Origin of the sequence: Paenibacillus alkaliterrae, from assembly GCF_021532375.1 — a bacterium.
GTDB classification, from domain to species: domain Bacteria; phylum Bacillota; class Bacilli; order Paenibacillales; family Paenibacillaceae; genus Pristimantibacillus; species Pristimantibacillus alkaliterrae.
Window position 1 is genome coordinate 1 of the sequence record NZ_JAKGAP010000034.1, and the last position, 25,451, is coordinate 25,451.

General features: G+C 41.6%; 26 protein-coding genes and 1 pseudogene. 23 read left to right on the top strand and 4 right to left on the bottom strand.

The features are described 5' to 3' along the window. Positions 1-517: 517 nt before the first annotated feature. Entirely contained in the window at positions 518-1,459 is a 942-nt protein-coding gene (locus tag L1N85_RS15085) for a DMT family transporter (protein ID WP_235239909.1), read from the top strand. A gap of 270 nt (positions 1,460-1,729) precedes the next feature. On the opposite strand, the gene L1N85_RS15090 is transcribed toward L1N85_RS15085, so the two are convergent. Further along, positions 1,730-2,095, bottom strand: a complete 366-nt coding sequence (locus L1N85_RS15090) for a helix-turn-helix domain-containing protein (protein ID WP_235239910.1) — start codon at positions 2,093-2,095, stop codon at positions 1,730-1,732. After that, a complete protein-coding gene (locus L1N85_RS15095) occupies positions 2,092-2,574 on the bottom strand; it encodes a hypothetical protein (protein WP_235239911.1) in 483 nt (160 codons plus the stop codon). The genes L1N85_RS15090 and L1N85_RS15095 overlap by 4 nt, the downstream gene beginning before the upstream one ends. Positions 2,575-3,059: 485 nt before the next feature. On the opposite strand from L1N85_RS15095, the gene L1N85_RS15100 reads away from it, so the two are divergent. The 4 genes and pseudogenes from L1N85_RS15100 (at position 3,060) to L1N85_RS15115 (ending at position 5,545) form a co-directional block, all read left to right on the top strand. After that, the gene (locus L1N85_RS15100) at positions 3,060-3,494 is read left to right on the top strand and encodes an HAD-IA family hydrolase (RefSeq protein WP_235239912.1); all 435 of its coding nucleotides are present in this window, start codon (positions 3,060-3,062) and stop codon (positions 3,492-3,494) included. Between the two features lie 15 nt (positions 3,495-3,509). Beyond that, positions 3,510-4,428, top strand: a pseudogene (locus L1N85_RS15105) (mannitol-1-phosphate 5-dehydrogenase). 58 nt (positions 4,429-4,486) lie between these two features. Further along, positions 4,487-5,011, top strand: coding sequence for a CBO0543 family protein (locus tag L1N85_RS15110; protein ID WP_235239913.1), 525 nt, complete (start codon positions 4,487-4,489; stop codon positions 5,009-5,011). Between the two features lie 63 nt (positions 5,012-5,074). Next, positions 5,075-5,545 (top strand): CBO0543 family protein, encoded by a 471-nt coding sequence (locus L1N85_RS15115; RefSeq protein WP_235239914.1) that lies wholly within the window; start codon positions 5,075-5,077, stop codon positions 5,543-5,545. Between the two features lie 68 nt (positions 5,546-5,613). On the opposite strand, the gene L1N85_RS15120 is transcribed toward L1N85_RS15115, so the two are convergent. Further along, positions 5,614-5,931 carry a type II toxin-antitoxin system RelE/ParE family toxin gene (locus L1N85_RS15120; RefSeq protein ID WP_235239915.1) on the bottom strand — a complete coding sequence of 106 codons (318 nt, stop codon included), beginning with the start codon at positions 5,929-5,931 and terminating at the stop codon, positions 5,614-5,616. Next, positions 5,915-6,199, bottom strand: a complete 285-nt coding sequence (locus L1N85_RS15125) for a type II toxin-antitoxin system prevent-host-death family antitoxin (protein WP_235239916.1) — start codon at positions 6,197-6,199, stop codon at positions 5,915-5,917. The genes L1N85_RS15120 and L1N85_RS15125 overlap by 17 nt, the downstream gene beginning before the upstream one ends. A 407-nt stretch (positions 6,200-6,606) precedes the next feature. Between L1N85_RS15125 and L1N85_RS15130 the strand changes: the two genes are divergently transcribed. From L1N85_RS15130 to L1N85_RS15205, 18 genes are all read left to right on the top strand, one after another. Further along, positions 6,607-7,866 carry a Glu/Leu/Phe/Val family dehydrogenase gene (locus L1N85_RS15130; protein WP_328285219.1) on the top strand — a complete coding sequence of 420 codons (1,260 nt, stop codon included), beginning with the start codon at positions 6,607-6,609 and terminating at the stop codon, positions 7,864-7,866. Positions 7,867-7,915: 49 nt separating this feature from the next. Further along, positions 7,916-8,893 (top strand): diaminopimelate dehydrogenase, encoded by a 978-nt coding sequence (locus L1N85_RS15135; RefSeq protein ID WP_235239917.1) that lies wholly within the window; start codon positions 7,916-7,918, stop codon positions 8,891-8,893. Between the two features lie 202 nt (positions 8,894-9,095). After that, a complete protein-coding gene (locus tag L1N85_RS15140; protein WP_235239918.1) occupies positions 9,096-9,881 on the top strand; it encodes a tyrosine-protein phosphatase in 786 nt (261 codons plus the stop codon). Between the two features lie 119 nt (positions 9,882-10,000). After that, positions 10,001-12,133: an S-layer homology domain-containing protein gene (locus tag L1N85_RS27635; protein ID WP_235239919.1), complete on the top strand. Its 2,133-nt coding sequence runs from the start codon at positions 10,001-10,003 to the stop codon at positions 12,131-12,133. A gap of 159 nt (positions 12,134-12,292) precedes the next feature. Further along, a complete protein-coding gene (locus tag L1N85_RS15150) occupies positions 12,293-13,060 on the top strand; it encodes a YveK family protein (protein WP_235239920.1) in 768 nt (255 codons plus the stop codon). Beyond that, positions 13,041-13,733, top strand: a complete 693-nt coding sequence (locus L1N85_RS15155; RefSeq protein WP_235239921.1) for a CpsD/CapB family tyrosine-protein kinase — start codon at positions 13,041-13,043, stop codon at positions 13,731-13,733. Before L1N85_RS15150 ends, L1N85_RS15155 begins: the two co-directional genes overlap by 20 nt. 43 nt (positions 13,734-13,776) lie before the next feature. Beyond that, the gene (gene galU, locus L1N85_RS15160) at positions 13,777-14,664 is read left to right on the top strand and encodes a UTP--glucose-1-phosphate uridylyltransferase GalU (RefSeq protein WP_235239922.1); all 888 of its coding nucleotides are present in this window, start codon (positions 13,777-13,779) and stop codon (positions 14,662-14,664) included. Between the two features lie 32 nt (positions 14,665-14,696). Next, positions 14,697-15,395: a sugar transferase gene (locus L1N85_RS15165; protein WP_235239923.1), complete on the top strand. Its 699-nt coding sequence runs from the start codon at positions 14,697-14,699 to the stop codon at positions 15,393-15,395. Positions 15,396-15,470: 75 nt separating this feature from the next. Then, the gene (locus L1N85_RS15170) at positions 15,471-16,721 is read left to right on the top strand and encodes an oligosaccharide flippase family protein (RefSeq protein WP_235239924.1); all 1,251 of its coding nucleotides are present in this window, start codon (positions 15,471-15,473) and stop codon (positions 16,719-16,721) included. Next, complete coding sequence (locus tag L1N85_RS15175) at positions 16,703-17,551, top strand: glycosyltransferase family 2 protein (protein WP_235239925.1); 849 nt, start codon at positions 16,703-16,705, stop codon at positions 17,549-17,551. Before L1N85_RS15170 ends, L1N85_RS15175 begins: the two co-directional genes overlap by 19 nt. Before the next feature lie 29 nt (positions 17,552-17,580). Then, entirely contained in the window at positions 17,581-18,612 is a 1,032-nt protein-coding gene (locus L1N85_RS27640) for a glycosyltransferase (protein WP_235239926.1), read from the top strand. 357 nt (positions 18,613-18,969) lie between these two features. Next, on the top strand, positions 18,970-20,061 hold the full coding sequence (locus L1N85_RS15185) for a glycosyltransferase (protein ID WP_235239927.1): 1,092 nt from the start codon (positions 18,970-18,972) through the stop codon (positions 20,059-20,061). A 35-nt stretch (positions 20,062-20,096) separates the two neighbouring features. After that, positions 20,097-21,377 (top strand): hypothetical protein, encoded by a 1,281-nt coding sequence (locus tag L1N85_RS15190; RefSeq protein WP_235239928.1) that lies wholly within the window; start codon positions 20,097-20,099, stop codon positions 21,375-21,377. Between the two features lie 67 nt (positions 21,378-21,444). Next, complete coding sequence (locus L1N85_RS15195) at positions 21,445-22,536, top strand: glycosyltransferase family 4 protein (RefSeq protein ID WP_235239929.1); 1,092 nt, start codon at positions 21,445-21,447, stop codon at positions 22,534-22,536. After that, on the top strand, positions 22,533-23,666 hold the full coding sequence (locus tag L1N85_RS15200) for a glycosyltransferase family 4 protein (RefSeq protein WP_235239930.1): 1,134 nt from the start codon (positions 22,533-22,535) through the stop codon (positions 23,664-23,666). The genes L1N85_RS15195 and L1N85_RS15200 overlap by 4 nt, the downstream gene beginning before the upstream one ends. Positions 23,667-23,680: 14 nt before the next feature. Further along, positions 23,681-23,812 carry a hypothetical protein gene (locus tag L1N85_RS27220; RefSeq protein WP_268818309.1) on the top strand — a complete coding sequence of 44 codons (132 nt, stop codon included), beginning with the start codon at positions 23,681-23,683 and terminating at the stop codon, positions 23,810-23,812. Between the two features lie 117 nt (positions 23,813-23,929). After that, complete coding sequence (locus L1N85_RS27225; RefSeq protein ID WP_268818310.1) at positions 23,930-24,055, top strand: hypothetical protein; 126 nt, start codon at positions 23,930-23,932, stop codon at positions 24,053-24,055. Positions 24,056-24,071: 16 nt separating this feature from the next. Then, positions 24,072-25,445: a sugar phosphate nucleotidyltransferase gene (locus L1N85_RS15205; RefSeq protein ID WP_235239931.1), complete on the top strand. Its 1,374-nt coding sequence runs from the start codon at positions 24,072-24,074 to the stop codon at positions 25,443-25,445. Positions 25,446-25,451: the final 6 nt, after the last annotated feature.

Below are 25,451 nucleotides of genomic sequence, written 5' to 3' on the forward strand. Positions count from 1 at the left end.
AAGATTAGATCTATTCAGCACACTTTGGCTCGTATGAACAAAATAGATCTAAAAAGTAGCGCTATAGCTGACGGATACGGCAGAAATGGCCGCAATCGGCGCCAGGCTGACAGAATAGAGCTAAAAATTAGATCTAATCAGCACACTTTGGCTCGTATGAACAAAATAGATCTAAAAAGTAGCGCTATAGCTGGCGGATTCGGTGGAAATGGTCGCAATCGGCGGCAGACTGACAGAATAGATCTAAAGATTAGATCTATTCAGCACACTTTGGCTCGTATGAACAAAATAGATCTAATAACTAGCTCTAATCAGCACACTGTCAAGGTTCGCTGGAGCGACATGTTACTTTACGAATTATGCCGTCGCGTAATGGCCCGCCGCACGAAGCGGTCTCAGGTGTTCAAAAAGCATAAGAAATAGCCAAAAGATACCCTTTCCTCATCAACCACTCATGCCTTATGATGAATGAGGAATTAGCTTACAAGAGAGATACTGGCATAGTGGAGTGTAGAGCATGAATAATAAGTGGTTGAATTACGGCGGGCTGGTGCTGATCGCCGTCGTGTGGGGAGCAAATTTCGGCATTTCGCGGTTAGCGATGGAGTCGTTTAACCCGATTGTATTCTCGATTTTAAGGTTTGGTTTGGCGATCCCCTTTTTCTTTCTGATCCTAAAGCTGACGGAGGGGAGTGTCGGCATCCCGTGGCGGCTGGTGCCGAAACTGGCGTTAATAGGTCTTGTCGGCGTTACAATGCTGGAAATTATGGTCATGTATTCGATCAAATATACGACGCTGGCCAACGCATCGCTTCTTAATGTAGCGCCATGGCCGATCTTTGCGGCGATATTCGCACCATTATTCACGCGCGAGTCCATTACAATGAGGCTCGTCGTGGGCGGCGGGATATCGATTGTCGGCGTATGTCTCGTCATTCTCGGCGGGGGCGAAAGCTTCAACCTCTCCTCCGAAAATATGCTGGGCAACGCGATGGCTTTCGCCGTCAGCATCATCGGTCCGCTGTTCAACCTGAGCTCCATGTCGCTCATGAAGCAATATTCGGCGCTGCGGGTCAGCACCTGGACGATTGTGTTCGGCACGCTGTTCATGCTGCCTCTGACATTCGGCGGGTGGGGCCAGACGAATTGGGCAGAACTCGGCACTGGGCATTACCTCTCGATCGCATACAATGTTCTCATTTGCACGGTTGTAGCCTTTGTCATATGGAACGCCTGCATGTACAAGGTGGGGGCGACGAGGTCCAACTTCTTCCGCTACGCGGTTCCCGCGGCGGCAGTTGTTGCAGGCTACTTTATGTTCGATGAGCGGATCGCACTGCTCCAAATGTGCGGCGCCGGCTGCATGGCCGCAGGCCTCATCTGGATCTCCATCGAGCGCAAACGGCCCGACAGCAATGAGCTTCCGATAAGCGCGCCTCCGCAAGGCCAAATCGTATAGCATGGTCGCAGTTGCAAGGGTTGCCGAGCAAGGTCAGTATCGGACGATGTTCGGGCAACCCTTTCTTATTATGTGGGCAACGTCTCGAGCTGTTAAAGACTTATGGACTATTATCACTCGGATTCACTAGCGGTTCGGTAAGTTATAAAGAAATAAGGCTATCCAAGCGGATGGCCTGTTAATGGTTTAATTTGTTGATTGGAAATTAAAAGCTTTCCAAATTCGTTCTGTTGTCCGACATCAATCAAATCTCAACAAGCTCCATTGATTTCAAACCATACTTACTAGTTTACTTGGCGCGTCCTCACGCTGCATTGGATCGAAGAGTTGGATAGCAAGTGCCTTACAAACCTTATCGACCGTATCTAGTTTTACTCCACCAAACCCAGCTTCGATTTGAGAAATCCGTGCTTGTGTTGTATGAGCACGTTTGGCCAACTCGCTTTGGGTTAAACCGGCCTTTTGCCGATGCACAAGTACCATATTTCCAACAAATACGGCAAAGCTGTCTAAGTACTCTGCTACCGCGGGGTCTTTTCTAGCTTCTTGCATAAATTCAGCAAAGTCGTGCCCCGGTTTATTACGAGGTCTATCAGTGATTTCAGGTATCGGAAAATCATAATTGTGTTCTGTCATTTTTGTTCACTCTCCCCTTCAGATAAGCTAATGTATTTCTTCGGCTCTTTTAGGAAATCGGAGATCAGATTAAATGCTTCATTTCGGATTGCCTTGAATGCTGGATCTGTTGTTTGTCCTTTAATAACTGCGCGTATCATAACCAAATAGTTTACACCTTGATTCTGATGTTCTATAAAAACAATCCTGACAGCACTAGGTTCCCAATTGATTCTAAATTCAAGCAACGGAACAAACCCTACAAGGTCTTTGGCAATTAGAGTTGTATACGGATTACCATCATCACGGGATAATGTGATGCGGTTTGCTAGAGCATGAGCTACGCCATAATTCTCTAGAGTCTGTAAACCGTTTGTAACTAAGAAAAATACTTGCTTTAAATGCGGGTCATTACTTCCAGCAGTTTTGAGCGCCTCAAGAAAATCTAAAACTGGCTTCGCTCCGTTAGGATTTGTGTAAAATTCAATTACGTTTTTCATTATTATACCACGCGCGATATTTTTTTATCAATCGCATTTTTCCTTTCCTAAAATTATGTATGTAAAATTCAATATTTATAATAACATACAAAGAGAGCTATGCCGTGCTGAAATAGTGCATTTGTTGCTATTGAGCTGTATAGCTAGAAAAATGGTAAAATCAGGGATGGAGAGATTTTATCATTTACATTAGAGGCGCACATGGACGATATAACATATCAAAATCGCCTCCCCATAACTACCTCCTCATGTACACTTACTTAACAAAATGCTTCTGCGCTTCATCAATTTGGCTATTCGATGAAGTGGTCTGTGTCAGGCGCTCGCGGCTGCCAAGCTGTCCTTGAACGACCAGCAACTGAAATTTATTTTCAACCGTTTTGGAAGTGTTTGCAATAATTGCGACAATTGCAAAAAATGTAGCAACAGCAACGGTTTCCGCTGTTTCACCCAGGCATTAGAACAACCTCGAATATCTGACGCTCATGGAAAGCGAGCAGGTGCGCGAAGGCATTCTAAACTACTTGGAGCTTGCGAAGGAAGCGGGCCTCAAGATTGGTTTGGCCTCAAGCTCGCACCGCGCATGGATCGACAAATATATGGACCAGCTCGGCATCGCGCATTATTTCGAATGCATCCGAACGGCGGATGACGTGGCGAAGGTGAAGCCCGATCCGGAGCTCTACGTGCAGACGCTTGCCGGTCTCGGCGTGAGCGCAAGCGAAGCGGTAGCGATCGAAGATTCTCCCAACGGAGCCCGGGCTGCAGCCTCCGCAGGCATGGCCTGCATAGTCGTCCCTAATACGATGACGAGGAGCTTGTCGTTCGACGAGTCCCGCCACTATTATCACTCGGATTCACTGGCGAATATCGATTTTAACCAAATGGCAGCGGGCAAGCTGATAAGCATCTCCCAATAGGTCGTTCACTGGACGATGAAGGCTGTTCATTTTGGCGCAGGAAATATAGGAAGAGGTTTTATCGGACTTCTTCTGTCCGGTGCGGGCTACGAGGTGACGTTCGTGGTGACCTCTACACATTATCGCTTGCGAGAATGCCATTGCCGGCAGCTCCCTGTTAAAGAGGCAGATTTATCAGCATTTGGCGGGGGAGTGGCGTGAGAAGGCGGATTACTACATTGCGTTCCCGGACGCGGCGGTCGATCGGATCGTACCCATTCAGGAGCATGAGGATGTGCTGAAGGTGACGGTAGAGCCGTATTTTGAATGGGTGATTGACCGTTCAGCAATGATCGAGGGCCATCGGCAAATTGACGGCGTCAAATATGTGGATGCATTGGAACCTTACATTGAACGAAAGCTATTCACCGTTAACACGGGCCACTGCACGGCGGCTTACCATGGCTACCTGGAGGGATGCGATACGATTCAGGACGTCATGAAGGATTCGCGGCTGAAGGCGGAAGTGCTGAATGTGCTGCTAGAGACGGGAAGTCTGCTCACCTCCAAGTACCATTGGGACGAGAAGAAGCATCGGAAATATATTAACAAAATGCTGCTGCGCTTCACCAATTCCCGGCTTTCCGATGACGTGGTCCGCGTCGGCCGCTCACCGCTCCGCAAGCTGAGCTTGAATGACCGGCTCGTCAGGCCGGCTCTGCAGGCGCATCGGCTCGGCATGAATATCCCCCACCTGACCTCGGCGATTGCCGCTGCGCTCCTGTTCGATTACGACAAGGACGAGGAGGCGGTTTTCCTCCAGAACGCGATTCGCAAAACGGGCATTCACGAGGTCATCACCGACCACATGGGTATCCCCCACAAGCACGCGATCCATCAACAAATCGTAGACAGCTACGCCGCGCTCAAAGAGAGCTATGCCGCGCTGAAATGATTAGGCTGACGCCAATATGGAAAAGCTTAATAAAAACCATATATAGGGCGGTATGTAAATGCACTTCGTATACAATGCGCTTTTCTTATATGCCGGTATAAAATGGGGAGATTGGAGGAGGTGGCGGGATTATTATCCGACTATCCTATTCTTTATTTGCGGCGACCTGCTCATGAACTTTCTCCTTTATAATTATTCGATGTGGACCTATCAAGAAACTTTTTTTGGCGAGCAAATATTACGAAATCATACTTTTATCAGCCTCATGATTATGTTTATCGTCTATCCGTCGACGATCTTGATTTATCTTGGCCGATTCCCTCAAGGCAGATGGAAGCAAGCGTTGTGGGTGGCTTTTTGGACTTTATTATATTCATCTATGGAATACATCAATCTCCATTACTTGCATTTGATTAAACATCATAACGGCTGGGAAATGTGGTGGTCTGTGTTCTTTAATGTATTTATGTTTTTAATTATTAAAATCCATTATAAACATCCTCTTCTGGCATGGGGGATATCCATCATTATGATCTTATTTTTGTGGTTCATGTTCGATATACCTATTGAAAAGCTGAAGTGACACGAAGCGCCTTGTAGCTTAGGTGCTTTTTATAATTCAATCTAATTTCGGGGTGTGAATTGGGTGCTGTTGGAAAGAATGATTGAAACAGCCGTTTGGATAATAACGACCATTTTATTAATCGTGTTTGTGCCAAAAAGAAAATGGCATGAGGCCCAGCTTAGCTTCATATTCATGCAAGTTCCATCTTGTTTATTTGGGCTTCTTGTCGTTGAATACAATTTAATCGAATACCCTGTTCGTTTTTTTGCGAATGCAACGAATTCGAGTTTTACTTTTGAATATTATGCTTTGCCTGCAATGAGCGTCCTCTACAATTTGTACTTTCCACAAGGGAAATCGTTGTCCAGAAAAATAATGTATGCATTAGCATTCCCTTCCGTTACGACATTCACGGAAGTTATCCTTGAACGTTATACCGATAATATTGAATATGTGCATTGGACATGGTACTTTTCATGGCTCAGTATGCTGCTGGTGCTGCACCTCTCGTATTTGTACACCAGATGGTTCATGAGGACTGTGAGATGGTGAAAAGGAAAAAAGCCGCTCGAATCGAGCGGCTTATTCCTTTCACCGAATATCCTCAGCTATCCGATCGACTACAACAGCCATCCATAATCTTGTCGGCAGTCCACTACATAATCAACAAACACCATGCTATCTTTTATTTGATAAATGAGCAGATATCTCTTGCATAATAGCAGCTTCCGATATTTATTAATGGGCAAAGCGGAGTCGGATAACCAGGGGTTCCGATCTGGGAGCCTTTCCAATGATTTAGCAGAAGCCTTAAAATCATCGATCAGATTTTGTGCGGCCTCTACGCTTACTTGCGCTAAAAATCGAGCATGTGAAACCAGCATTGCACTTGCTTTATCCGAAATAATGACGGTATAGCTTCTATTTGCGTTTTCCATCTATGACCTCTTTGACGGCTTTCTCCATCATGGAAGCTGCATCAGCAATCGAAACGCCTTGTTTTCCGCTTAACCTTTCCTCTTCGGCAGCTACCAGGTTTTCTCTCAACCTGAGCATGCTCTCACGTCTTGTGAATGCCGCGATATCCATTACGACCAAATCGCCCTCGCCGTTTTTTGTAAGATAGACAGGCTCGCCGGTTTCTTTGCACATCTCTGAAATTTCATTGTAATTATTCCTTATTGCCGCTGAAGGTTTAATATACATAACCGATCCCTCCCTTAATAGTATTATTATACTCTTATTATGACCTTATTATACTACGCTATCCTAAAATGCCGCAACGACTAATCGCCTCCCCATAACTACCTCCCCATGTACACTTACTTAACAAAATGCTGCTTCTCTTCACCAATCTAAGTTAGTGAATAAATCCAACATAGCGCGCCGAAAGTGGCTTGGGAGCCGAATGTGGCTCGGGAGCTGAATGTGGCTTGTGATGTTAGATGTCACCCAATTTCCCATCAAATGAAACCTTACATGACAATGGATTAAATCGCATAATATTTGCACTTTTCTGCGAAAAAATCCTTTTAAAATGGTTTTGGACAAGGTAGAATCAGAAAAGCGGCTTTTCGACGAGTCGAATTTTAGGGTGAAGGAATGAACCGGAAATGACAGTTAGTGTAATGGAAGAAACGTTAAATCCGTATCAAATCGCGCAGCAGCAAATCGACGCGGCAGCGGCGTATTTGAATTTGCCGGAGCATGTTACTCAAATTTTGAAGCAGCCAAAACGGGTATTGTCGGTAAGCTTCTCCGTTCGTATGGACGATGGCTCGATTCGCGTGTTCGAGGGCTATCGTGCCCAGCATAACGATGCGATCGGACCGACGAAGGGCGGCATTCGCTTCCATCCGGAAGTGACGCTTGACGAGGTAAAAGCATTGTCGATGTGGATGAGCTTCAAATGCGGCGTTGTCGGACTCCCGTACGGCGGAGGCAAAGGCGGTGTGATCTGCGATCCGCGCGAGCTCAGCAAGGGCGAGCTGGAACGCGTCAGCCGCGCATTCATGGAGGCTATCGCTGATTTTGTCGGGCCGGACAAGGATATTCCTGCACCGGACGTATACACGACGCCGCAAATTATGGGCTGGATGATGGATACTTACAGCAGACTGAAGGGCGTCAATTCGCCTGGCGTCATTACGGGCAAGCCGCTTATTATCGGCGGTTCGAAGGGGCGCAACGAAGCGACGGCGCAAGGCTGCGTGTACACGATCCTTGCCGCGCTGAAGGATAGGCAGCTTCCGGTGCAGAACGCGACGGCGGCGGTTCAAGGCTTCGGCAACGCAGGCCGCATTGCGGCGCGCTTGCTTAGCGAGGCAGGCTGCCGAATCGTAGCCGTAAGCGACTCCAAAGGCGGTATCTATGATCCGAACGGATTGGACATCGAGAGAATCTCCGCGCTAAAGGATCATTCGTCCATTCGCGAGTATGGCGAGTCCTTCGTTATTTCCAATGCGGCTCTGCTTGAGCTGGATGTAGATATTCTAGTGCCGGCGGCGCTTGAGAACGTCATCACAGCCGTCAATGCCGATCGCATTAAAGCGAAGATCGTTGCCGAAGCGGCGAACGGCCCGACTACGCCGGAGGCGGATCGGGTGCTCGCGGCCAAAGGCATCACGGTTATTCCGGACGTACTCGCCAATGCCGGCGGCGTGACGGTGTCTTATTTTGAATGGGTGCAGAACCTCATGAACTACTACTGGAGCGAAGCGGAAGTGCTCGGGAAGCTGGAGACGAACATGATTCAATCGTATGTGGCGGTTCGCGATCTTGCGCAAGAGCATAGCACCGACCTGCGTACGGCCGCTTATATGATTTCCATTAAACGAATTGCAGCGGCTATGGAAGCGAGAGGCTGGATTTAAGCGATTCATTCGCAAGTCTAAAAATATATTCCGAAAAGGTGGCAGCATCATGGCAGAGCAGATTCGCATTGGTATAGCAGGTTACGGTAATTTGGGGCGCGGCGTAGAACTCGCCATCAAACAAAATCCGGATATGCGCTTGGACGCTATATTTACGCGCAGAGCGCCGGAATCGATTCCTTCCGAGACGAAAGTGTATTCGATTGAAGATGCAGAGCGCTTCGTGAACGATATCGACGTTATGATCCTGTGCGGCGGCTCCGCGACGGATCTGCCGGAGCAAGGACCGGCGTTCGCCCGCTTGTTCCATACGGTGGACAGCTTCGATACGCACGCGCGTATTCCGGAATATTACGAACAGGTGGATGCGGCGGCCAAAGCAAGCGGCAAGGTCAGCGTCATCTCGACGGGCTGGGATCCGGGCTTGTTCTCGCTGAACCGTCTGCTGGCGGAATCGATCCTGCCCGAGGGCAAGGAATATACGTTCTGGGGCAAGGGCGTAAGCCAAGGCCATTCCGATGCGATTCGCCGGGTGACCGGCGTGAAGCACGGCGTGCAGTACACGATTCCCAGCGAGGCGGCGGTCGAACGCGTGCGCGGCGGCGAGAATCCGGAGCTGGCAACGCGCGAGAAGCATATCCGCGAATGCTATATCGCAGCAGAGGAGGGCGCTGATCAGGAGGCTATTGCGGAGGAAATCAAGGCGATGCCGAACTATTTTGCCGACTATGATACGACGGTGCATTTCATTGACGAAGCGACGATGAAGGCCGAGCATGGGTCGATGCCGCATGGCGGCTTAGTGCTGCGCAGCGGCAAGACGGGCGTGAACAGCACGCAAATTATCGAGTTCGGACTGAAGCTGGACAGCAATCCGGAATTTACGGCAAGTGTACTAGCGGCCTATGCCCGTGCTGCTTATAAATTAGCCCGCGAAGGACAAGCCGGCGCCAAGACGGTGTTCGACATTCCGTTCGCGTATCTTTCGCCAAAATCCGGCGCAGAGCTTCGAAAAGAGCTGCTATAGCGCAGAAAAATATTTTTCAGAAAAGCGCTTTCTTCTACATTTATTGCCTTTACGAGATTGGAAAATGTAGGATATACTGAAATGGTTGAAATAGTTCTGTCGAATTAGATCGAAAAGTGCTGATAACATGACTTATTTATGATAGAATAGTCTCAAACGTGCCTATCAGGTGCTTTTGATCAAATTCTGTTAGGAGATCAGCATGATAGACATCCATACCCATATTTTACCCGGATTGGACGATGGCGCAGCGAATTGGGATGATACTTTGGACATGGCCCGGGCAGCCAGCTCAGAAGGAATCACAACGATCATTGCAACTCCGCATCATGCCAACGGGTCCTATACCAATCTAGCAGACGACGTAGCTGAGCACACTCTCTCCGTTAACGAACAGTTACGTGCGAAGGGTGTGCCTGTTACGATTATGACAGGTCAAGAAATCCGAGTTCATGACGATTTGCTGGAGGCTTGGCACAGGAAGGAGCTGCTCCCCTTAGCCGGCTCGAAATATGTATTGCTGGAGATGCCGTCCTCTCGCATACCGAAGGCGATGATCGAGCTCATTCATGAGCTGAATGTCATGAAGCTTAAACCGATCATCGCACACCCGGAACGAAATGCGGAGGTTGTGCAGCATCCCGAGCGGCTGGCCGAGCTGGTGGAAGCCGGGGCGTTCGCGCAGGTTACATCCCATTCGCTCTTAGGGGGATTCGGCAAACGAATCGAGCAATCCGCTTGGACTCTATTGAAGAATGGCTCCATACATATCGTAGCTTCGGATGCGCATCATATCGAGCGGCGCGGCTTTCGCCTGCGCGAAGCGTACGATGCCATTGAGAGGCGGATGGGAGAACAGTGGAAGAGTTACTTGCAAATCAATGCCCGTCATGTTTTGGAGGACGAGCCGTTTAACCCGCAGCCCTTCGCTGCGAATTCAACCGAGGGTGCCTTGCGCCGAGTTCTTTCCTATATCTTCAATAGATAGCTCGAGTTAGCAGGGAAAGTAGTGCAACGAAATACATATGGCAAGAGATTCGAATTGGCTTTACTAGTCATTCATCTAGTAGATGGATGCAACTATTTCTAATATAGAGGTGAGAGAGAGTGACATTAAGGAAAAAATTAGCAGTATCCACAATTGCAGCGAGTGTCGCTATGTCCGCATTCGCTGGCATTCCGCTTAGCAACAAAGGTTTGGCGGAGAAGCTTGGAGTAAGCGGGGTTGCTTATGCATCTGCTGCTTTCCCGAGCGCGACTGTAACGACTAAAGTGAAACAGCTTCGTGATGCGCTTATTGCAACTAACGGTTTGGACAAGGTTCAAGAACTTCGTGCGGTAATTAGCGGCTTGTCAGATCCGGTTAAAGGCGACATCGCAGATCCGATTGTAGCGAAGTTTATGAAGGGTACTGCTCCAGCGGATCAAGCGGCTAAAATAGCTGTACTGAAAAATCTATTTGTAGACGTATTAGCTCTGACGTATGACCCGTCGCTTACAGGATTGGAAAAAATTCGTACCGAGTATAACGGCGTACTTCAAAGCTATGCATCTGCTGCTCAAGTGCCGGATTTAACGATAGACAATATCGTTAATTATTTTCTCTTGATTCAAGACCAAGCCATGCTGCAATTGAGGACGAAGTCTTACACTGAACTATCAGCTCTGTTGACCGATCCGGTTGGCTTTAACAAGCTTCTTGAACAATCGTTGGCTGCATTGCCTGATAAGCAATATGATGTCGAAAAAATACTCCTTTACTATGGAGTAACAACAGAAGATGTTGCCAGTGTATTGTCAAATCTTAAAATCAAGGTTGATAATAATGGGAAATTTGCGATTGCTGCATTAGCTCTATACAATGCTTATCTGCACTTGAATCCTGCACCCGTTACACCAACACCTGGCGGCGGAATTATTACTCCACCTCCGGTAACAATCGAAGTTCCGAAGGAAGCTGCAGATCTGGCTGGGAAGCTGGTTGATCTCAAAGGCGCAATCACTAAAGCGACTGGTGAAGAGAAAGCGAAGCTGATCGAAGAGGCTGTCAAAGAAGCTCAAACGCTTGTTGACAAGCTTGCAGAAATTAAGAACACAGTTACAATCGTTGACGGCAAAGCTGCTCTTAAGCTGGACGAGAATAAAACACTTTCCGCAATCGCGGGTATTGCTGCAATTGCTGATAGCTTGAAAGCAGCGGCAACCGGCACTGAGCTTTCTGCTCTTAAAGTAACGATCGATCTTGGCGCTGTAGCACAAGACGATGTTGAAATCGACCTATCCACTGCCATCATGGAGCAAGCCATTAAAGCGGGCCTTACAGCTGTTTCGCTTAAAGTAGACGATCTGACAGTAGATCTTCCAGTTGGCGGTACATTCTCTTCCGCAATTAACTTCACGATCAACAAGTCCGATGCAAGCGAAGAAGTAACCGGCGGTCTGAAAGCAGCTTCCAAAGTTTATGACTTCAACTTATCAATTGGCGGAGTAGCAACAACAACCTTTAGCCAACCAATCGTAATCAGCATTCCGCTGGGCGATACAACTGGTCTTGATATCGAATTGCTGTCGATCGCTAAGATCGTAGACGGCAAGCTTGAATTCCATGGCGGACGCATTGAGAACGGCCATATCATTGAGCCGCGCGATACTTTCTCTTCCTATGTAGTAGTAGAGAACAAAGTTTCATTCAATGATTTAGCTAGAGTTCAAGCTTGGGCTGGACGTTCGATTGAAGTGGTAGCTGCCAAAGGCGCAATTATCGGTAAGTCCGAAGGCGTATTCGCTCCAGATGCGAAAGTAACGCGCGCTGAGTTTGCGAAAATGCTAATCCGTGCCCTTGACCTGGATAACAGTTCCGCTACGGAAGGCTTTGCCGATGTGAAAGCTGGCGACTGGTTTGCACCTTACGTGGCTGCAGCAGCAGAGCTCAAAATCATCAACGGCCGTTCCGCTTCGAAATTCGATCCGAACGCTACGATCACACGCGCTGAGATGGCAACCATGATCGCTCGCGCCTTGAAAGTATCGCAAGGCGCTTCCGATGTAGCTGACGTGGATGCGGCTCTTAAAGGCTTCTCCGATACCGGTAAAATCAGCGCTTCATTGAAAGACGGCGTTGCATTCGCAGCCAGCCATGAAATTGTAATTGGCAGCAACGGCAAATTCGCACCGAACAGCAACGCGACTCGCGCAGAAGCGGCTGTCATTATTTACCGGGCGATTAATTTCGGCAAATAACTTATAATTAAGACAAAATCTTCCTCTCATGCAGATGGGAGGAAGATTTTTTATCGAAATTTGTAGTCTAATGATAGATTCTAGGTTATTATGTATATAAGTATAGTTCTACGGGGTTATATCTATCCTGCCGAATTGTATCTAATGGAGGAGTATAGAGTGTCTAACGAACTAGATTTGCGACAGTATATGGCTGTTCTTAAGAAGAGATTAGCTCTTATTTTATTGTCAGTATTCATTTGTTCTGCAGCGGCAGCCGCATTTAGTTTATTATTTCAAGATCCTGTTTACGAGGCTTCAACGAAAATCATTGTTAACCAAACAGCTGCACAGACGACAACTAGCCAACTGGATATCAACCAAATCAACTCGAACATAATGATGATTAATACTTATAAAGAGATTATTAAAACGCCGGCAATTTTAGATAAAGTGGCCGAGCAATATCCCCAATTAGGTTTGACGGCTAATGAACTTTCCCGCAAAATCCAGGTTAACTCCGTTAATAATACACAGGTTATGACATTAGTCGTACAGGATGTGGATTATAAACATGCGGCACATGTTGTGAACGCAGTATCCAAAGTGTTTCAAGAAGAGATTCAACACATATTCAAAGTAGAGAATGTGTCGATTTTAAATGAAGCTGTTCTAACAGAACAACCAAATCCAGTATCCCCAAATGTCGTGCTTAATATCGCAATCGCATTTATCGTGTCACTGATGCTTACTGTTGGTATTTCCTTTTTACTTGAATATTTGGACGATACTATTAAGTCTGAAGCAGATGTAATGCAGTACTTAGGCCAACCAACGCTAGCCATGATATCACGAATGAGTCCAGAAGATGCTAATTCTAGCCAACTAAGTAAATCCAAACAAACCTATAAGGCAGGTGAATTAGAACGTGTCTCAATCGAAAAATAGACGTCAACTCGTTACAATGACGAATCCTCGGTCGCCTATTGCTGAATCCTACCGTACGTTGCGGACGAATATTGATTTCTCATCAGTTGATGAGAAGCTTCAAGTGATTATGGTTTCCTCTGCAGGTCCTGGAGAAGGCAAATCGACAACAATAACGAATCTGGCTGTTACTTTCGCTCAATCTGAGAGGAAAGTCATTCTAATTGATGCTGATCTTCGCAAGCCAACCGCCCACCATACGTTTTCGATCTCTAATCGTTGGGGGTTATCCTCTGTTCTCTCGCAGCAATGCTCAATAGATGAAACTATTCAGATTTCCGATATACCTAATTTGGATGTGATCACCTCGGGTGCAATTCCTCCAAACCCGGCAGAAATGATGGCCTCGAAGAGAATGACCGCAGTTATTGATCAGTTGCGGCAAATGTATGACATTATTCTTATCGATACGCCGCCACTATTAGCTGTTACCGATGCTCAGATCATTGCAACCAAAAGCGATGGCGTCATATTAGTTGTTGATCAAGGTAAAGTGAAGAGAGATATTGCTGCTAAAGCAGTGAAAAATTTAGAAAATGTTAACGCACGTATTCTTGGTGTTGTTCTTAACAACGTCAAGCGCAAGACTAATGAAGAAGCATACTATTACTATTATGGCGTGCAAGATAAGTGAATAATGTGCGTATATAGTAGAGAATTAAAGGAGCAGTGCGGTTATGAAAGTAAGAAAAGCGATTATACCAGCTGCCGGTCTTGGGACCAGGTTTCTACCAGCTACAAAGGCAATGCCTAAAGAAATGCTGCCTATTGTAGATAAACCAACGATTCAATATATCGTGGAAGAAGCCATCGAATCAGGGATTGAAGATATTATTATCGTTACAGGAAAAGGAAAGCGAGCTATTGAAGACCACTTTGATTATTCATTTGAGTTAGAAGAAAACCTCTTTAAGAGTGGTAAACTCGATTTACTGAGAGAAGTACAGAAGTCATCTAATATGGTTGATATTCATTATATTCGTCAAAAAGAACCAAAAGGACTTGGCCATGCGATATGGTGCGCCCGTAATTTTATCGGAAATGAACCATTTGCTGTACTGTTAGGTGATGATATTGTGAAAGCCGATACCCCTTGTCTCAAACAGCTAATTGAACAATATGAGCGTCATAATGCTTCGGTAATAGGTGTGCAAAACGTATCGGTTGATGAAGTTTCGCGGTATGGAATAGTAGATAGTAAAGAAATAGATAATCGTTTATATGGTGTACATAATTTGATTGAGAAACCCAGTAGAGAGGTAGCGCCCTCTAATTTAGCGGTAATGGGGCGTTATATTCTTACTCCAAAGATATTTGAGATATTAGACAATCAGAAACCCGGGGCAGGAGGGGAAATACAGCTTACTGATGCTATAGCTCAATTAATTCAATATGAAAAAGTGTACGCTTATAATTTTGAAGGTATCCGATATGATGTTGGTGAAAAAATGGGCTTTATTAAAACAACTATTGAGTTTGCACTACAACGCGAAGATTTGAGGAATAATCTATTAGAGTATTTATCGCAATTAGTTGAAGAGAAATTAATAAGAGTTAAAGCTTAAGTATTTAAAAATAACATTTGTAGGGTGATACAATGTCATTATCCAATCAATCGTCTAGTGTAATACAGGGTGAGATAACTCAGCTTCAGGATACTTCATCTACTAGAATAGCGTTTAAAAATTATTACATAATAAAAAGATTTATAGATTTATTGGGTGCGTTTATCGGAATAGTATTATCGATGCCTATATTTTTATTACTAATTGTAATTATGAAGATTCAAGACCCTAAAGGGCCTGTGATATTTAGGCAATGGAGAATCGGAGAAAACGGAAAGAAATTTGCCATTTACAAGTTTCGCTCTATGGTTCGAAATGCTGAGAAAGTTCTTAAGTCTGATGAAGCTTTATACAAGAAATATATAGAAAACAACTATAAACTTGAGCCGGATGAAGATCCGCGTATTACGAAAATTGGATATTTCCTTCGTAAATCTAGTTTAGATGAACTTCCACAATTAATTAATGTGCTTATCGGAAATATGAGCCTCGTAGGACCGCGTCCGGTCGTGGAAGTAGAACTTAAGGAATATAAGCATAAGCTCGATGATTTCCTTTCCGTCAAACCAGGTATTACAGGATATTGGCAAGTATGTGGAAGAAGTGATGTAGGCTACCCTGAAAGAGTCGATTTGGAATTATATTATGTATATAATAAATCCATAAAACTTGACTTTAATATATTATTAAAAACAATAGTAATTGTTTTAAGAAGAAATGGTGCTTACTAGTATGAATTATCGAATATCACTCAATTAATATAAATTTAAAGGTAACACCATGAGAAAGAAGTTGGAATTTATATTATGGGTACTAAAAAACGTATTATTGAAAATATGATTTCTCTTTTCGTGCTTCAAGGAGCGAACTATTTGTTGCCGTTAATCACTCTACCTTACCTTGTAAGAGTACTGGGATCAGAAAAATTCGGCTTGCTCGCCTTTGGTTCAGCATTTATTTATTACTTTGTAGTTATTACTGAATACGGTTTTAATCTTACTGCAACGCGTAAGATTGCCATTCATCGTGACGATAAACAAAAGGTTTCAGAGATCTTTAGTACAATAATGTTTATTAAAGTTTTCCTAACATTAATAACTTTTGTGATAATGGCTGCTATGGTATTAATTATACCTAAGCTTCGCTTGGAATGGGAACTTTATTTTGCATTATTTTTGACGGTATTAGGGAATGTTATGTTTCCGGTTTGGTTTTTTCAAGGAATGGAAAAAATGAAGTATATAACGATCCTTAATATAGTTGCTAAGATTATTACTACTATAGCTATTTTTATATTTATCCAAAAACAGTCTGATTACCTTTTGGCGGCATTCATACAATCATTAGGCTTTGTAATAGCAGGTCTACTTAGCTTATGTGTAATATGGCGACAGTTTTCAATACGTTTATCAAGGCCAGCGTACTGGTCAAGTATTGCAAATGAATTAAAGGAAGGTGGTCAAGTATTTATTGCCACTTTATCGGGAGTTGTATATGGACAGGGCACCGTACTAATTACAGGTTTTATAGCAGGACAATCTGCTGCGGGATATTATGCCATTGCACAGAAAGTGGCATCAGCAATAGTTGGATTGGTTCAACCCGTTACGCAAGCAATATACCCTTATTTATGCAAGTTAATTTCAAACGACTTAAGTAAATATATAAATTTTAAAAAACGAATACTATTTTATGGTTTAGCAACTGGAGTTGTTTTAGGTATTATTCTTGTTTATTCTTCTGATTGGGTTGTTAAATTGATAACTGGTGAAATAAGTCCTGAATTAATCATGTTACTTAAAATTTATTCACTGGTTATATTATTTACAATGATGAATGTGTTGTTAAACCCGTTTGTACTTTCTATGGAAAAATTTAATGCGATGCAAAAAATGTATATAATAACAGCAATCTTATTCTTAGTTGTATCCATCCCAGCTACTATGTGGCTAAATACTTACGGCATGGTAATAAGTATTCTTATAATTGAAGTTTATGTATTCATTAATAGCTTAAGAATTACAAAGGTGGATATAAAATGGCAAAGATCTCAGTGATTATTAATACTTTAAATGAAGAACAGAATATTGGTAACTGTCTTGAATGTGTGAAATGGGCGGATGAGATTATTGTTGTAGATATGTACAGCAATGATAAAACGGTTGAAATTGTACGTGAGTATACAGACAAGGTGTATTTTCATGAACGTATGGGTTATGCTGATCCTGCGAGGCAGTTTGCTTTAAATCAAGCTAACAATGAATGGATTTTGGTAGTAGATGCAGATGAGTTAGTGCCTAAAGAAATGCGAAATCGTATTATAGAAATTGCAGACTCTGGAAAATGGGATGCGGTATTATTACCTCATCTCAATTATTTTTTTGGACATAAAATGGAGGCTTCTGGATGTGGGCCTTTACAAAATATGCATATTCGTTTTTTCAAAAAATCAGTCATGCAATATTCTGATCGCATTCATAATTTTGCGCATGTTACTCCATCGGCACGTATTTATTATCTTAAAGATACCAGTTGTTCTTTTATTCATTTTAGTTATTTAGATGTTGAACATTTTTTGGAAAAGGTAAATAGATATACCACCATTGAAGCTAATAATGCTAAAAAATCTGGTGAAACTTTCTCTTTATTAAGGACAATTTGGAGAGGATTTAAAGAAGTTGTTTATTTTTTTGTGAAGAAGGGTTATAAAGATGGGCTTTATGGTTTTGCGTTATCTATATTTATGCTATCTTATAGAATTAGTGTTGGGCTAAAACTATATTTGTTGGAAAAATATCAAACTGAAAACCCTCGAAGTGCAATTATTGAAAATTATCAAAGTATAGCTGATTATTTTATTCAAGAATATCGTAATGAAAAAACTTAATGGAATTTTGTAATAAGGAAGGTGATAATGTGAAAGTAAAAGTATTAACAAGATATCCGTGGTCAATTGGTTACGGTGGTGCTGAGGTTCAAGCACAGAAATATGTTGATTATGCTTTGAATAAAGGTATCGATATTTCTTTCATGGACCACTACAGCAAGAGCGTTGATTATGATATATTACATTTGGTTGGTTCGGATTATAATACTTTTCAAATGATTAACTTTGCTAAATCTAAGAATATAAAAGTTGTATTATCACCAGTTTATTACACAACACAGTTAAAAGCTAAGATGATTTCGGTCTATCTGAAACTATTTAAAACGAAACATCATTCATCTCATAATTTAATGAAATATGCTATGGAATCAGCTGACTTTTTATTACCAAACAGCATGATAGAACAACACCAGTTAATTGAAGTGTTTGGGTTAAAACATAAGATTAATTCATTTAAAGTTATTTATAATGGAGTGGATGATGAAGATATAGAATCTGTAAATAGAGATCATTTTGTAAATCAGTATGGTATCAATCGTGAGTATATATTGTGTGTTTCTATGATAGATAGAAGAAAAAATACCCTAAAACTTGTAGAAGCATACCTTCAATCAGGTAGTGATAGCCAATTGGTTATTGTAGGAGATATTAGAGATGAGAACAATATCTATACCGACAAGTTTAGAAAGTTAGTTGATGGGAACAAAAGTAAAATAAAACACATTCCTCTCATTACAGATAAATCTTTACTTAATTCAGCTTATGCTGCAGCAAAGGTACATGCCATGCCTAGTCTATTTGAAACGCCTGGCTTGTCAAATTTGGAAGCAGCAAGTTTTGGGTGTAATCTGGTTGTTGGGGATTGTCCTCCAGTTAGAGAATATTTTAATGATTTACCATTTTACGCTAATCCAAATAGTATTGACAGCATTGCTAATGCAATAATCAATGCAGAAAAAGAGGATAGATCTCAAGATGCAAGGGTTATTGCTTCTAGATATTATTGGCATAAAGTCGTTGATGATCTTGCTGATATTTATAGATTAGTAGTCAACTCCTAAAAATATTTATTTTTTAGAAAGCGAAATAAATAATGAGTGATATCCTGATCAGGATCATCTTGTTTTAATTTGTGATATGGATACGAAAGATCCATATCACAAAATGTTATTGGAGCGTATGACTAGTGAGCCATGGGTGGAAAAGGTCTTTGTAACTGGATTTTTATCGGATGAAGATGTGGTTCGAATCTTAGCCGCAGCGGATGCCGTCTTATATAAAAAGCATTATAAAATGAGATTGGAGATTTATTTAACTGATAAGATAAAGGTTAACCGGAATATTATTAGAGCATTAGTCAATTTGATGAGAAGGTTAGATTTATAGCCTGATCCTTACTTGAAAAGGTGAAGCAGATAATGAAAATATTACTTATCAGTGGTTCTTTTCCACAAATGAAGTGTGGCGTCGGGGATTATACATTCTTATTAGCGAAAGAATTGTCAGATAGAAATAATATAGAACTTGCTGTATTAACAAGTTCAAATGTTGATATGAATGATTATCGTGATGATCGATTTCGTGTTCATCCAATCATTAAGAGATGGGATATAAGAAATTTTATTGAAATTATTAAATTCATTCGTTACTATAATCCAGATATAGTCCATGTACAATATCCTACAATGGGATATAAAAAGAGCATATTTCCTAACTTGATTCCTTTAGTAATGAAAATATTAAAAGTTACGACTGTACAAACATGGCATGAACCACTAAGTTGGAAAGGGAATTTTCGTTATATACCTAATCTGATTTCAGAAAACAATATTATATTTGTTGAATCTAATTATCTTTCAATGATAAGCCATGTTTATAGGCGTTTTTTGAAAAATAAAAATTATATACACATTCCTATTTCGTCAAATATTCCTAAATCTGTGTTAAGTGATGAGGAAAAAGTGAGTTTAAGAAATAAATTCGATAAAAACGATAAGAGAATAATTGGTTATTTTGGATTTGTTACTGAAAATAAAGGAATAGAGTATATATTTACTTTCTCCAATCCTAAGACGGATGTAATAATATTAATATGTGATCTTGACGCAAATAATTTATATCATAACAAAATATTAAACTTAGTCGAAAATTATAGAAAAAACAATGGAGAAATATATATAACAGGCCATCTTTCAAAATATGATGTTTCAAACCTGCTTTCTATTGTTGACGTTATTGCCTTGCCTTTTGTTAATGGTGTTTCTGAAAGGAATGGCTCATTTTTAGCCGCAAGAGCACAGGGGACATTAATATTAACAACCCATAAAGCTTTGAGAGGTTATGATAAAGAGAATAATGTTTATTATGTTCAATGTAATGATATCGAAATGATGAGAAATGTTTTCGAGTTTATAAAAAAAAATGATTCAAAAGAAAAGTTCGAATATGAAATAAGCTGGAGTAAAGTTGCTTCTCAGCATCTTGATTACTATAAGGAAATTTCTCTATAATAGAAGATTTAATAACTAAATTTGAAGGAGTTAATATGATTTCCTCTCAAACACAATATGAAGAACTTGGATCAAACAATAGAGTAAAGCGAATCATAATCGGGTTTGTAAAAAGTCGAAGTAATATTGAGACATCATTTGTTGGATTTTTGCTATTCTTGTCATTTTATTACTTTAGTTATAGATATCCATTTCAAATAAATAGTTCGTTGACAAGCCCAACTTACAAAGATACACCGTTTATCCTTCAGGTCTTAAAATATGTACTGTTTTTGTGGGGGATATATTTCACAAGTTTAAAAGCCTTTGCAAACCGTTTAAAACCTCAATATAACAAAGAAAAAATGTTTTTTTTCTTTGTATATCTTTATTTGTTCATTATTCCAGTCACTAGCGGCACTATGGCAAAGAGTTCATACTTAATTGAGACAGGAATATTTTTTATTGCATTGCTTCCGATTCTTTTATTTTCAAACGGTAATTTAGATGCTGTAAAAGTTAGCAGGTCCTTCTCTCTATTCTTATGGGTTTCGATATTATATGAAATCGTTCAAATTGCTTTGTTTATAATTAACGACAGATTACCTGCACTTGCTTACTCCAATTCGTGGTCCGTCCGTTTCGGATCAGTTTGGGATGATCCCAATAGTTTTTCTTTTATACTTGCTTTTCTAATCCCATTTGTTGTTCTTAAGAAGGGTGCGAAAATTGAAAAAATCTTTGTTGTTTCGTTCTTATTGGTTGCACTCATGCTAACCCAGTCTCTAACAGGAATTGCGGGAGTTTTTGCGAGTTTGTTTCTCGGTACTTTCCTGATAAACATAGTTAAACCGAGGAAATCTAGCGCGCGATTATTATTTTTAATCGTTATTTTATATAGTATTGGGGCAATTATGTGTTATATTTTATATTTGAATTCCCCACAGTTACAAAACCTTTGGTATCTTAAGCAAGATAGTATAAATGCACATCTAAATATCATAGATACTTTTTACCAAGCGGGATATGTTGAACTTATGGGTTTTAATCCCCAAGGAATGCACGGCGAATCAGGTTATATAAACATACTGTTAAACTTCGGAATTATCTACTTAATAGTTTACCTATTAGTCCAACTGATAGTTATTGTGAAATTGTTGAAAATAATAAAGGGTTCGCCAAAAGAGGGTTCGGAAATATATTACGGAGCGTTATTTTTTGTAATTAGCTTTGCTTTAGGTATGACTAACCTTCCGCTAGACGTTGCTTTTCCTATTAATTTAGCCTATATAATTTGCGTAATATTTGTTTACACCTTTGAACAGAACGAATCATAGAAACGGGTAAGAAACACTAGTTTATTGATAGATGCATATTTTCCAATCGATTCTAAAGGAGTTTAACATGCACCAAATAACAATCGACTTGAGAATGCTTCATAATTCGGGAATAGGAACCTATATTCGAAATCTTGTTCCTTTAGTTATTAGGTTATTCCCTGATACCTCGTATAACCTTATTGGAAATATCACGGAAATGAAGCAATATGATTGGGCGCAAAATAAGAATATAACCTTAATCGATTGTAAGTCGAAGATATATTCAGTCTCAGAGCAATATGAACTTGTTCGCAAAATCCCAAAGGATACTACTCTATTTTGGTCTCCGCATTATAATATTCCTATCCTCTATCGCGGTAAATTACTAGTGACGGTCCATGATGTCTTCCATTTGGCTATGCCGCAGTTTACAGGCGGTTATCATAAAAGATTATATGCAAAAGGGATGTTTCATTTCTTACGTTCTAAAGCGAAATCGATTATTTGTATTTCTGAGTTTACGCAATCGGAGCTAATAAGATTAACTGGAAAGAAAAAACATCAACCGATACATGTTATCTCTAATGGTGTTAATAATAAATGGTTGAATGTGGAGAAAAAACATAGCCCGCATAATAAACCCTATTTACTTTACGTCGGCAACGTAAAACCTAATAAGAACCTCAAAAATCTGATAAAAGCTTTTGATATGATTAAAGGACAGATTCCCCATGATCTTCTCATTGTCGGGAAAAAAGAAGGGTTTATTACAGGGGATGCTGCTGTCTTTGAAAGCACAGACGATCATCTGGACAGGCTGCATTTTACAGGCCATGTTAGTGAAGAATTATTGGAACAATATTTTGCTAATGCCGATATGCTAGTATTTCCTTCACTTTATGAAGGCTTTGGGTTGCCGCCTCTGGAAGCAATGGCATGCGGATGTCCTGTTTTAGTGTCAAGCGCTGCTTCACTACCGGAAGTATGCGGGGAAGCGGCTCTGTATTGCGATCCGTACCAGCCGGAAGATATTGCAGCACAAATTAAACGATTAGTATCTGATTCTGTTCTTCAAGATCAACTTAGAGCAAAAGGGCTTGAAAAAGCGAAGCAATTCACGTGGGACCGTTGTGCTATGGAGACGGCCAAGGTGATAAGAGAGGTATTGGAAGCATGAGAATAGCAATAGTTCATGAATGGTTGACTACCTATGCAGGGTCGGAACGAGTGCTTGAACAGCTGATGATCCTTTATCCGGAGGCAGATTTATTTAGCGTAGTAGACTATTTGCCTGAAGACCGGCGAGGGTTTATCCTGAATAAGAAGGTTACTACATCCTTTATACAAAAACTGCCCTTTGCAAAAAGGATATTTCGTAATTATCTGCCTCTAATGCCACTTGCTGTCGAACAATTTGATTTATCGCAATATGATCTTGTGGTCTCAAGTTCACACGCCGTTGCAAAAGGAATAATTACTGGTCCTAGTCAGCTTCACATCTCCTATGTGCACTCTCCCATTCGATATGCTTGGGATTTACAACATCAATATTTAAATGAGACGGGACTGAATCGGGGCGTAAAGGGCTGGATAACTAGAGGAATCCTGCATAATATTCGAAAATGGGATTACCGTACAGCAAATGGGGTAGATGCTTTTCTGGCCAACTCAGCATTTATCGGAAGAAGAATCTGGAAGGTTTATCGAAGAGAAGCACAAGTGATTTATCCTCCGGTTGATGTTGAGTCCTTTACCTATAAAGAGGTCAAAGAGGATTTTTATTTGACAGCCTCAAGGATGGTACCCTATAAAAAGATCGATTTAATTGTCGAGGCTTTTAAGCAAATGCCGGATAAAAAGCTGGTTGTTATCGGTGACGGGCCGGATTATGATAAAATCAAAGCGCTCGCCGGACCTAATGTTTCCTTGTTAGGATATCAATCCTTTGAAGTTTTAAAGGACCATATGCAGCGGGCTCAGGCATTTGTGTTTGCGGCCGAGGAGGATTTTGGTATTACACCGGTAGAGGCGCAAGCTTGCGGTACGCCTGTTATTGCATTTGGTAAAGGTGGAGCGTTAGAAACGATCATTGGCTTGGAATCGGAACAACCTACAGGGGTATTTTTTAAGGAACAGACTCTCGAATCCTTAGTGGATGCGGTAAACCGTTTTAACCGGGAAAGAACTCGAATTTCTACACGAGCATGCAGAGAAAATGCAATGCGCTTTTCAAACGAAAGATTTAGGCGGGAAATCAAGGAATACATAAATCAGCGTGTTGTTGAGTTTACTAGTATAACGATGTAGAGGAGAATAATTAAATGTATACATTAGGGAATGTGCTCAATGTTAATCAAACGTATTATGCCGTAGTCGAAAAACTGAATAAGGGCGTTATCACGTTTCAATGCATGAAGCAGAACACAGGCTATAATCTGGACCTTATTGGATAGCGAAATGACTGATATTTTAATTCTTCCCGAGGATACTTCCAATTCAACGCCAAGCTGGTTTGGATTTATTCTAACGGTGAAGGATGGCAGTAAGTATTCGAGGAATGCCATTACCCAATGGCTAATACAGATAAAATTATGTATGATACGTTCCTTGTCGGTGTGTATCCTGGATTAAACGATGAAATGATCGATTATATGGCAGCGCAAATTATCGACGCTGTTGAGCATTCAAAACTATAATTAGGATGTGTTCACTATGAAGCTCGTACTACTATCAGGGGGATCGGGACAAAGGTTATGGCCATTGTCTAATCAAGCGAGGTCGAAGCAATTTCTTAAAGTGCTTCAGAATCCACAAGGCGATCTGGAATCCATGGTGCAGCGGGTATGGAGGCAGCTGGAGCATGTCGGTTTATCCAATCAATCTGTTATTGCGACGAGTAAGACGCAAGTGGATATGATTCGTAATCAGATTGGTCAAGATGTATCCATCGTCGTTGAACCAGAACGCAGGGATACGTTTCCGGCTATTGCTTTAGCAGCTTCCTACTTTTATAGTGAGCAGAATGTTGATTTAGATGAAGTGGTGGGCGTTCTTCCGGTAGACCCCTATGTGGAAGACACTTTTTTTGAAAAAGTGTCACAGCTAGAAGATATTGTGCAACATTCCGGGGCCAATCTAGCGTTAATAGGAGTAGAGCCCACCTTTCCTTCATCAAAATATGGATATATTGTTCCGTACAGTTCTGAACCGGATAAAGGGTATCGATTAGTCAGTCATTTTCAGGAGAAGCCATCGGAAGAGGCAGCGGCTAAACTTCTGCAAGATCGAGCATTATGGAACTGCGGTGTATTTGCTTTTAAACTTGGCTACTTAATTGACCTAATTAAATCTCTTAAACTTCCATTTGATTATCCAACATTGCTCAAACAATATGGGCAATTGACCAAGATAAGCTTCGATTACCAGGTTGTTGAGAAGACCGAAAATATTGTGGTTCTTCCTTATGATGGTTACTGGAAAGATCTTGGCACTTGGAATACGCTCACGGAAGAGATGGGCACAAGCCAGCTGGGGCTTGGTGCTATTAGCAAAGATAGTGAGAATGCCCATTTGATTAACGAGCTTGATATCCCGGTTACAATACTGGGAGTCTCTAATGTTGTAGTGGCCGTAAGTCCAGATGGAATTCTGGTATCGGATAAAGACGCAAGTCCAAGACTAAAGGAAATGCTTCATTTTGACCAAAGACCGATGTACGAGGAACGTCATTGGGGTTGGTATCGGGTATTGGACTATACTCGGTTTGATCAGAAAGAGGAAGTGCTTACTCGTCGTATAGGAATAACGGCAGGTCGAAATCTTAGCTATCAACTGCATAATATTCGGAGAGAAGTATGGACGATTATTCGCGGCGAAGGTGAGTTTGTATTAAATCATCAACATCGTTATGTTAAAGCAGGCGATGTATTGGAAATTCCAGTGAAAACGATGCATGCTCTTAAAGCAATAACGGATCTGGAATTGATTGAGGTACAATCCGGTGAAGAGTTAATGGAGCTGGATGTGATTGAAATCTATAACGATTGGGTAGATATTGAACAATATTGTTTAGTAAGTAGTACGTAATAAAAT

What these genes read in the sequence shown, in the direction of transcription:
- L1N85_RS15190 (WP_235239928.1), top strand. Translation starts at nt 20,097, where the DNA reads ATGATTTCCTCTCAAACACAATATGAAGAACTTGGATCAAACAATAGA.
- L1N85_RS15165 (WP_235239923.1), top strand. Translation starts at nt 14,697, where the DNA reads ATGTCATTATCCAATCAATCGTCTAGTGTAATACAGGGTGAGATAACT.
- L1N85_RS15090 (WP_235239910.1), bottom strand. Translation starts at nt 2,095, where the DNA reads ATGACAGAACACAATTATGATTTTCCGATACCTGAAATCACTGATAGA.
- L1N85_RS15140 (WP_235239918.1), top strand. Translation starts at nt 9,096, where the DNA reads ATGATAGACATCCATACCCATATTTTACCCGGATTGGACGATGGCGCA.
- L1N85_RS15130 (WP_328285219.1), top strand. Translation starts at nt 6,607, where the DNA reads ATGACAGTTAGTGTAATGGAAGAAACGTTAAATCCGTATCAAATCGCG.
- L1N85_RS27220 (WP_268818309.1), top strand. Translation starts at nt 23,681, where the DNA reads ATGTATACATTAGGGAATGTGCTCAATGTTAATCAAACGTATTATGCC.
- L1N85_RS15185 (WP_235239927.1), top strand. Translation starts at nt 18,970, where the DNA reads ATGAAAATATTACTTATCAGTGGTTCTTTTCCACAAATGAAGTGTGGC.
- L1N85_RS15175 (WP_235239925.1), top strand. Translation starts at nt 16,703, where the DNA reads ATGGCAAAGATCTCAGTGATTATTAATACTTTAAATGAAGAACAGAAT.
- L1N85_RS15095 (WP_235239911.1), bottom strand. Translation starts at nt 2,574, where the DNA reads ATGAAAAACGTAATTGAATTTTACACAAATCCTAACGGAGCGAAGCCA.
- L1N85_RS27225 (WP_268818310.1), top strand. Translation starts at nt 23,930, where the DNA reads ATGGCTAATACAGATAAAATTATGTATGATACGTTCCTTGTCGGTGTG.
- L1N85_RS15200 (WP_235239930.1), top strand. Translation starts at nt 22,533, where the DNA reads ATGAGAATAGCAATAGTTCATGAATGGTTGACTACCTATGCAGGGTCG.
- galU (WP_235239922.1), top strand. Translation starts at nt 13,777, where the DNA reads ATGAAAGTAAGAAAAGCGATTATACCAGCTGCCGGTCTTGGGACCAGG.
- L1N85_RS15110 (WP_235239913.1), top strand. Translation starts at nt 4,487, where the DNA reads ATGCACTTCGTATACAATGCGCTTTTCTTATATGCCGGTATAAAATGG.
- L1N85_RS15120 (WP_235239915.1), bottom strand. Translation starts at nt 5,931, where the DNA reads ATGGAAAACGCAAATAGAAGCTATACCGTCATTATTTCGGATAAAGCA.
- L1N85_RS15100 (WP_235239912.1), top strand. Translation starts at nt 3,060, where the DNA reads ATGGAAAGCGAGCAGGTGCGCGAAGGCATTCTAAACTACTTGGAGCTT.
- L1N85_RS15085 (WP_235239909.1), top strand. Translation starts at nt 518, where the DNA reads ATGAATAATAAGTGGTTGAATTACGGCGGGCTGGTGCTGATCGCCGTC.
- L1N85_RS15205 (WP_235239931.1), top strand. Translation starts at nt 24,072, where the DNA reads ATGAAGCTCGTACTACTATCAGGGGGATCGGGACAAAGGTTATGGCCA.
- L1N85_RS15125 (WP_235239916.1), bottom strand. Translation starts at nt 6,199, where the DNA reads ATGTATATTAAACCTTCAGCGGCAATAAGGAATAATTACAATGAAATT.
- L1N85_RS15195 (WP_235239929.1), top strand. Translation starts at nt 21,445, where the DNA reads ATGCACCAAATAACAATCGACTTGAGAATGCTTCATAATTCGGGAATA.
- L1N85_RS15135 (WP_235239917.1), top strand. Translation starts at nt 7,916, where the DNA reads ATGGCAGAGCAGATTCGCATTGGTATAGCAGGTTACGGTAATTTGGGG.
- L1N85_RS15170 (WP_235239924.1), top strand. Translation starts at nt 15,471, where the DNA reads ATGGGTACTAAAAAACGTATTATTGAAAATATGATTTCTCTTTTCGTG.